The sequence below is a fragment of the Pseudomonas onubensis genome (assembly GCF_965653655.1).
GTDB lineage: Bacteria > Pseudomonadota > Gammaproteobacteria > Pseudomonadales > Pseudomonadaceae > Aquipseudomonas.
On the sequence record NZ_CBFHAZ010000180.1, the window covers coordinates 1 to 4,394 of the forward strand.

General features: G+C 61.8%; 2 protein-coding genes. Both read left to right on the plus strand.

Annotated elements, in window-relative coordinates; translation table 11 throughout:
* Positions 1-144 precede the first annotated feature (144 nt).
* The gene (locus ACTD9P_RS29270) at positions 145-3,528 is read left to right on the plus strand and encodes an ATP-binding protein (RefSeq protein ID WP_438870369.1); all 3,384 of its coding nucleotides are present in this window, start codon (positions 145-147) and stop codon (positions 3,526-3,528) included.
* The gene (locus ACTD9P_RS29275; protein ID WP_438870370.1) at positions 3,503-4,168 is read left to right on the plus strand and encodes a response regulator; all 666 of its coding nucleotides are present in this window, start codon (positions 3,503-3,505) and stop codon (positions 4,166-4,168) included. The genes ACTD9P_RS29270 and ACTD9P_RS29275 overlap by 26 nt, the downstream gene beginning before the upstream one ends.
* The last annotated feature ends 226 nt before the right edge of the window (positions 4,169-4,394 follow it).

Below are 4,394 nucleotides of genomic sequence, written 5' to 3' on the forward strand. Positions count from 1 at the left end.
CGCGAATGCGGTATATCAGTCACTGGTGTTCAAGATGACCTACCGCATTCGCGAGCAAGCCCGCTCCCACATTTGGATCTGCGGCACCTGTGAGGGCATGGAACTTGCTCACTTCACCTCAGCCCTTCTGCGGAGCCTCCCACCGTGCACCCTCCTTCCGGCACCCAGCGCATCATCAAGATCCGCCGCGACTACAACACGTGGGTCGCCGACGAGACCATGGAAGACTATGCCCTGCGCTACACGCCCAAGTCGTTTCGCAAATGGTCGGAACTGCGCATTGCCAACACGGCCCTGGGCGCGGTGTCGTTCCTGGCGCTGGAAGCCATCGGCGGTGTGCTGTCCTTGAGTTACGGTTTCACCAACACCTTCTGGGCGATCCTGACCATCAGCCTGGTGATCTTCCTCACCGGCCTGCCCATCAGTTATTACGCCGCGCGCTACGGCGTGGACATGGACCTGCTGACCCGCGGCGCCGGCTTTGGCTATATCGGCTCAACCATCACCTCGCTGATCTACGCCAGTTTCACCTTCCTGTTCTTCGCCCTCGAAGCGGCGATCATGGCGCTGGCGCTGGAGCTGTATTTTCATATTCCGTTGGCCATCGCCTACGTGATCTGTTCGCTGCTGGTGATTCCGCTGGTGGCCTATGGGGTGACCCTGATCAGCCGCCTGCAACTGTGGACGCAGCCGATCTGGCTGCTGTTGCTGGTGCTGCCGTACGGCTTTGTGTGGTGGAAAAACCCCGATGCGTTCAGTGATTGGACCAGCTTCGTCGGGCGCAGTGGCGATGGCGGCAGTTTTAACCTGTTGGCGTTCTGCGCGGCCTGCACCGTGGCGCTGTCATTGGTGACGCAAATCGGCGAACAGGTCGACTACCTGCGCTTCCTGCCGGAAAAAACCGCCGCCAACCGCAAGCGCTGGTGGGCCGCCCTGCTCTGCGCAGGCCCGGGCTGGATCATCCCCGGCGCATTGAAAATGTTCGCCGGCGCGTTCCTGGCGTTCTTGGCCCTGCAACATGAAATCCCGATGGAGCGCGCCGCCGAGCCGACCCAGATGTACCTGGTTGCATTCCGCTACGTGTTCAGCTCGCCGGAATGGGCACTCGGCGCCATGGTGTTGTTCGTGTTCATCTCGCAGATGAAAATCAACCTGACCAACGCCTACGCCGGCTCCCTGGCCTGGTCGAACTTCTTCGCCCGCGTCACCCACAGCCACCCCGGCCGCGTGGTGTGGCTGGTGTTTAACGTGGCCATCGCGCTGATGCTGATGGAGCTGGGCGTGTTCGATGTGATCGATCAAGTACTGGGGCTGTACGCCAATATCGCGATTGCCTGGATCGGCACGTTGGTGGCGGACCTGGTGATCAACAAGCCGCTGGGCCTGTCGCCCAAACACATCGAGTTCAAACGCGCGCACCTCTACGATATCAACCCGGTGGGCGTCGGCTCGATGCTGATCGCGTCGCTGCTGTCGATCCTCGCCCACTTCGGCCTGTTCGGCGCGCTGGCCGAGGCTGCACCGCCGTTCGTGGCACTGGGCACGGCGCTGGTGATGGCGCCGCTGCTGGCGTGGCTCACGCGCGGCAAGTACTACATCGCACGCACCAGCCCTGCGCATTTGATTCACCCGGTAGCGCCTGCAACCCACGCGGTCTGCGGCCTGTGCAGCAACCCGTTCGAAACCGCCGACATGGCGTTCTGTCCAGCCTACAGCACGCCAATCTGCTCGTTGTGCTGCTCGCTGGATGCGCGCTGCGGGGACCGCTGCAAACCCCATGGGCGGCTGGCCAACCAGTTTGAAAGCCTGTTGCGCGGGTTGCTGCCCAACACCTTGATGCCGCGTTTGCACACAAGGCTGGCACATTACCTGGGGTTGTTGCTGGCGCTGGTGCTGATGCTTGCGGGGGCACTGGCGTTGATCTACGTGCAGGCGGCACAAGGCTTACCGCACTCCGAGACCTTGTACCAGGCATTCTTCAAAGCCTTCCTGACCCTTTCGGTATTGGCCGCCGTACTCGCCTGGTGGGTGGTGCTGACCCGCGAAAGCCGGCGCGTCGCCCAGGAAGAATCCGACCGCCAGACCCTGCTGCTGATGCAGGAAATCGACGCCCACAGCCTCACCGACCAGGCGCTGCAACAGGCCAAGGAAGCCTCGGAAGCCGCCAACGCGGCCAAGAGCCGCTATGTCACCGGTTTGTCCCACGAACTGCGCACGCCGCTCAATAGCATCCTCGGTTTCACCCAGATTCTGCAGCGCGACCCGGCCATGCCCGAACAACATCAAGACGCCCTGGCAACCATCCTGCGCAGCGGTTCGCACTTGGTGTCACTGATCGATGGCTTGCTGGATGTGGCCAAGATCGAGGCCGGCAAGCTGCGCCTGGAACTCACCGAAATCCCCTTCCCCGAGCTGATCCATGACCTGGAACAGATGTTCACGCCCCAGGCCCAGGACAAAGGCCTGGGGTTTCGCCTGGATTGCGTGGGCAAGATCCCGGCGGTGGTGCGCGGTGATGAAAAACGCGTGCGGCAGATCCTGATCAACCTGCTCGGCAACGCCGTGAATTTCACCGACAGCGGCGAAGTGTGCCTGCGGGTCAGCTACATGCGCGAAACCGCCAACTTCGAAATCATCGACACCGGTATCGGCATTGACCCGGAGCAGATCGAACGGATCTTCCAGCCGTTCGAACGCGGCGACCTGATGCGCCAGGACAAGGGCGTGGGCCTGGGGCTGACCATCACGCGCATGCTCACCGCGCTGATGGGCGGCGAGTTGCGCGTGACCAGTGAACGGGACAAGGGCACCTGCTTCCAGGTGCGCCTGTTTCTATCCCAGGTACGCGCCCCGCAAGCGGTGGTGCACGTGGAGCATGACATTGTCGGTTATCAGGGCGCACGCCGACGCATCCTGGTGGTAGACGACCATGTGGATCATCGCAAAGTGCTCAGTGGCCTGCTCACGCCCTTGGGCTTTGAAGTGATCCAGGCAAGCAATGGCCAGGATGCGATCCGCCAGGTGGCGTTAATGACACCGGACCTGATCCTGATGGACCTGTCGATGCCGACCCTGGATGGTTATGAGACCAGCCGCTTGATCCGCCGCAATGCGCTGTCCACCGCGCCGATTATCGTGATCTCGGCCAACGCCTTTACCGACGACCGTGAACGCAGTATTGCCGCTGCGTGCAACGACTACCTGGCCAAACCGGTGCGCACCCCGGAGCTGCTCGGGCGCCTGCAACAGCACCTGGACCTGCAATGGCTGCGCCGCACCAAGACCTTCACGGCACCCGCACGGTACAGCGTGCTGCCCAGCCCCGAAGACCTCGCCGTGCTCGCCGAACTCAGTGCTATCGGTTATGTGCGCGGCCTGCACGAAAAACTCGACACTATTTTGGCACGCAACCCGGATGTGGAGCCCTTCATCAGCAAAGTGCGTGGTTTGCTCAAGGGTTTCCGCCTGGATGAACTCAACCGAACGCTTAAGGAGGCCGAAGATGAATGCGCCCACCCGCAGCACTGAACCCGGCGTGGTGCTGATCGTCGATGACACCCCCGACAACCTCGCCATGCTCTCGGACGCCCTCGACGACGCCGGCTACATGGTGCTGGTGGCCCTCGACGGCCTCAGCGCCTTGAACCGTGTGCAACGCAGGCGGCCCGACCTGATATTGCTGGATGCGATGATGCCTGGGCTGGATGGCTTCGAAACCTGCCGTCGGCTCAAGGCGCAACCTGAGAGCGCGGATATTCCGGTGGTGTTCATGACCGGGCTGACCGACAGCAAGCATGTGGTGCAGGGCTTTGAGGTGGGCGGCAGTGATTACGTGACCAAACCGATCCAGACCGACGAAGTGCTGGCGCGGGTGGCGGCGCATTTGCGCACGTCGCGCATCCTGCTGTCGGCCCGTGCGGCGACGCTACCAAGTATGTTGACCCTGGAGGACGCACCGGCGCAGCGGCTGTTATCGGCCAGGTTTCAGTTGACCGAGCGTGAGGTGGAGGTGCTGCGTTGGGTGGCGTGTGGGAAAACCAATCGGGATATTGGCGATATCCTGGGGTTGAGCCCGCGCACTGTGAACAAACACCTGGAGCATGTGTATGTGAAGCTCGGCGTAGAAACTCGCACGGCTGCCACCTCGGTTGCGTTAGCTGCGATCTGAGCAGGTGGGAACTGGGTTGCGTGCTGTGGCGGTGTGTCGGTGTACATATCCGTTGCTGCGGTAACGGCGCCCTGAAAGCCGACCTGAGTGGTTGAAGCAAGAGCCAGATCAAGTGCAAGGCAAAAGCCTATCTAACAGATTCAACGGGGTCTAAATGTGGGAGCGGGCTTGCTCGCGAATGCGGTGTGTCAGTTAATTCATCTGTCACTGACCCACCGCATTCGCG

Bases quoted from the DNA above. Each gene is read 5' to 3' on its own strand.
- ACTD9P_RS29275 (WP_438870370.1), top strand. From the start codon at position 3,503: ATGAATGCGCCCACCCGCAGCACTGAACCCGGCGTGGTGCTGATCGTC.